Origin of the sequence: Plantactinospora sp. ZYX-F-223 (assembly GCF_039649625.1) — a bacterium.
Classification (GTDB): Bacteria; Actinomycetota; Actinomycetes; order Mycobacteriales; family Micromonosporaceae; genus Plantactinospora.
Map to the genome: position 1 here is coordinate 1 of NZ_JBDJAV010000125.1, position 4,078 is coordinate 4,078.

At 69.4% G+C, this 4,078-nt stretch carries 3 protein-coding genes; 2 read left to right on the forward strand and 1 reads right to left on the reverse strand.

All coding sequences use genetic code 11. The features are described 5' to 3' along the window. The first annotated feature begins 74 nt into the window (after window positions 1-74). Window positions 75-623 carry a hypothetical protein gene (locus AAH979_RS42565; RefSeq protein WP_346263793.1) on the forward strand — a complete coding sequence of 183 codons (549 nt, stop codon included), beginning with the start codon at window positions 75-77 and terminating at the stop codon, window positions 621-623. Between the two features lie 295 nt (window positions 624-918). On the opposite strand, the gene AAH979_RS42570 is transcribed toward AAH979_RS42565, so the two are convergent. After that, window positions 919-1,797: a formylglycine-generating enzyme family protein gene (locus AAH979_RS42570; RefSeq protein ID WP_346263794.1), complete on the reverse strand. Its 879-nt coding sequence runs from the start codon at window positions 1,795-1,797 to the stop codon at window positions 919-921. A 1,654-nt stretch (window positions 1,798-3,451) separates the two neighbouring features. Here AAH979_RS42570 and AAH979_RS42575 point away from each other — a divergent pair. Beyond that, window positions 3,452-4,078 (forward strand): RICIN domain-containing protein (locus AAH979_RS42575; protein ID WP_346263795.1); only part of this gene is annotated, 627 nt, incomplete at its 3' end.

Consider the following 4,078-nt stretch of genomic DNA (forward strand, 5'->3'; position numbering starts at 1 on the left):
CATCGGTGCATCCACTTCGGACCGCACGGTCGTCCACCGCCTGCCGTCCAGAGAGGTCTGCACGTGGTACGGCCGTGGGGCCGAGTTTCCACGTCCCGGTGGAGAACCTCGACAGCGACATCGGCCGGCTGCTCGACGCCCTCGACCGCACCGGCGACGCCGGGGACACCATCGTCATCTTGCCCGGGGTGGTGGCCGCCGGTACGCGGATCAGCGAGCCGGTGACGAGTCCGATTTCTACCCGGCGGTGCTGGCCGCCACCGGCCTGCCCCCCCATACCGGAGCAGCACATCGACGGTGTGGACTTCGGACCGGCCTGGCGCGGCGAGCCGTTCGCACGCGGCCCGCTTTTCTGGCACTACCCGCACTACAGCAACCAGGACGGGTGTCCGTCGGCCGCGATCCGGGACGGCCGATGGAAACTGATCGCGTCGTTCGAAGGCGATCCCACCCGGCCGCACGACATCGTTGCCGACCCCGCCAAGCAGATCGATCTCGCTGCCCGGCACCCCGAGGTCGCCGCCCGGCTACGCGAACCGCTGTCGCGCTGGCTCGACGACACCAAGGCGCTGATACCCGAACTCAACCGGCAGCCGGAACCGTTAGCCGTACTCAGCCCGTAACACCCCGTACGACGGGAGAACAGCAGTGGAACCCGACCCGACCGACGCGTTCCCCGACCGCCCCGGCCGGCCAACCGTCGCACGCGTCGATCGCCGATCATCTCCGCCAGCAGCCGACCGAATTCATCCTCGCCGCCGGCAAGCGGCCCCGGTCATCCAGCCCGCCAGGCTGGCGGATGAGCGCTCGTAGCCCGGCCCGAGGCCCGGAACGGGCCCGCCCTCGGTGCCAGCGGGGCGCCCAACAGGGTGTCCGGCGCCGTCACCGGGCAGTGCCGGGACTGGTAGAACCTGGACTTCACCCCCTGGGCTGGGCGTCCGGTTCGTCGATGGCGCACCGGAAGCCGAGGTGGCCACTGGCACTGTCCGGAGTGTTGTGGGTGCGGGCAGCTACCCGGTACCGGTTGCAGTAGGAGACGTGGCACAGGTAGGAGCCGCCGCGCATCACCCGGCTGTCACCGGTGGGCGGTCCCTGGGGATCGACCCGGGTGGCCTCCGACGGCGCGGCGTGCCAGTCGACGCTGAACCAGTCCGCACACCACTCCCACACGTTGCCGGACATGTTGTAGAGGCCGAATGCGTTCGGGCGGTAGGCGTTCACCGGCCCAGTGCCGAGGTGGCCGTCCTCGCCGGTGTTACTGGCCGGAAACCGCCCCTGCCAGGTGTTGCACCGATGCTGCCCGCGCGGAGTGAACTCGTCCCCCCACGGGTACCGCTTGCGGTCCAGGCCGCCGCGAGCGGCCTTCTCCCACTCCGCCTCGGTGGGCAGCCGCTTTCCGGCCCAGGTGGCGTACGCCGTCGCGTCGGCCCACGAGACGTGCACCACCGGGTGGTTCCCGCGTTGGCCCACGTGCGAACCGGGGCCCTCCGGGTGCCGCCAGTCCGCCCCCTCTACACCCAGCCACCAGGGCGCTCCCGGGACCCGGGCGTCCAGCACCGCGCCCCGGGCCGGCTCGGCCACGAACTTGTGGAACACGAACGACCAGCCGAACCGCTCGGCCTCCGTCAGATAGCCGGTGGCCTTCACGAACGCGGCGAAGGCGGCGTTGGTCACCGCCTTCGGGTCGATCCGGAAGGCCGACACATGCACCTCGCGCACCGGGCCCTCCCCATCCGCGGGGAACGCGTCCGCATCGTCGCCGCCCATCCAGAACGACCCGGCCGGTATCGCGATCATGCCCCTCGCCACCTGGCCGGGGTCCCGCCGCGGCACGTCGAGGTCGACCGTGGCCAGCGCCGGCTGACCGGGCTCTCTGGGCGGGCCGCAGCACTGACTCAATTCGCCGGCCTCCTGTCTGTTCCCGGGCTCGTCCGCTCCGGAATTCGGCGAGGTCGGGGCAGCTCGGAGCGGTCGGCGGCCATCATACGCCGACTCGACCGGCTGACGGGCCGGCCGCCCGGGGACCCTCGGTCGCCCGGCCCGGTATGACGTACTGCCCCTGTCGTACGCATGATCCGGGGGGTGTTGTCGCCGGGTCGGGTGGCGTCGGCGGACCGCTGATAGGGACCACGCCCCCTTTCGGGGTAGGTCTCCTCGTAACGGAGGCCACCGGACGAGCCGACACCCGCCTGGTCGCGGCGATCCGGGACGCCCTCGACGCCGAGACGTACACCTCGACCGGCACCCGGTCCCGGCCGGGCCGGCGAGTGGTCAAGGCGGTGGTAGGTAGGCGGTGGCTCGGTGGCCGAGGTGCTGCGCTACCTGCGCGACCCAGGCAGGTAACGGCGACCCGTGTGATCCTCGGGTCGGCGCGGTCGGGACGCTCGCCGCCTCGGGCGGCGTTGACGAGCTGCGACCGGGCCCTCGCCAGGGTGAAGGCGGTGATGGACCAGCGGAGACCGCGGAACGCTCCTACGGGGCGTGCCGGACGACCAACCGGCCGCGGCACGATGAAAACTAGGCTGTCCCTGGCCCGCCTCGAGCTGCCAACAGATCTTCAACCTGATCGAACTGGCCATTGGACGTCGCAACCGGGGCGGAGAACCGGGCCGGCTCCTGACCCGGGAGGTTGCCGTCCCCTTCCACTCGGGCAAAGCCGCGCCGTGCACCCGCAGCCGGTGTCGCGCCGGGTCGGGTCCATTCATAGATCGATCTCGATGTGAACGATAACATCCTGGATCGCGCCATGAACCGCAGGATGGCATTTCTGGAGAGTCGGATAATGGGTACCTCCGACATGGGTCACCGGGATCGCACTCGACCGTATCTTCTCCGTTGCGGCGTCCGGCGTGAACCACGAATCCTGCTCGGGCCGAACAGCTCCTGTCGCCGAGTTGGCCGTCCGCCGGCAGCGGCTTTCGTCGAAACGGCTCCGGCCAGGCCCCGCCGCCGTCGGTGGGCTGGCCGTCGCCCGGGCGTACGCACCGGAAGCTCGGCAGGTGGGGCGGCCCGCGACTGCGCGTCACCGGTTCTCGTAACAGAAAACTGCTGTGATGTTCTGCTCTTCGTCACTTCGCGTCACAGGCGTCGAGAAAGTGTTATGAACCGCACCCGTCGAAAGTCCTGCCCGAGCGGACTCCGCATTGGTCGGGTTTCGCGTCCGCATGCCCGTGCACCTCTTTGTCCGGTGGCTGTGGTGCGCCACCCGGCCGGTGAACGCGGGGGCGTTACGACTTGACGAACGTCATGTTATCGCTCACAGTCGATGGTCAGGGACGACGACGCCTGTGGCTTACCGGGCGAGCCTGCTTCGTCGGCCCTTGGATCAGGCGTGCGTGACGGCGCGCGGACGCCAGTTGGCGCGCACATTTCGAGGCACGCGCCGGTCATGTGTGGCGGCACATCCATCTTCGGGGTAGACCGGTCGGCTCTTGGTCATTGGAGGAGGATCATGTTCGTCTTTGGTGGGTCTCCATCGAGCGTGCCGCCGTCGCGGCGGCGTGGGTGGTTGACGCGGGTCGTCGCCGCTGGCGTGGCGGCGGTGGTGCTCGGTGGTGCCGCCGCGGTGGTGCTGTCCACACCCGCCGCCGCGGCGACAGTCGACACGAACGCATGGTATGTCTTGATCAACCGCAACAGTGGCAAGGCGCTGGACGTGTACAACCTGGCCACGAATGACGGTGCCCGGATCGTGCAGTGGGCGCGGAACAACGGCAACCAGCAGCAGTGGCAGTTCGTGGACTCGGGCAGCGGCTACTACCGGTTGCGGTCGCGGCTCTCCGGCAAGGTGCTGGACGTCTACAACTGGTCGACCGCCAACGGTGCCAGCATCGTGCAGTGGACCGACGGCAACGGAGCCAACCAGCAGTTCCGGTTGGCCGACTCCGACGGTGGCTACGTCCGGTTGATCAACCGGAACAGCAACAAGGTGGTGGAGGTACAGGGCGCCTCGACCACCGACGGCGGAAACATCGTGCAGTACGACGACTGGAACGGCAACAACCAGCAGTGGCAACTCGTCCGTGTCGACGGTGGCGGCAACCCGACCACACCGCCGCCGACCGGCACGTGCAATCTT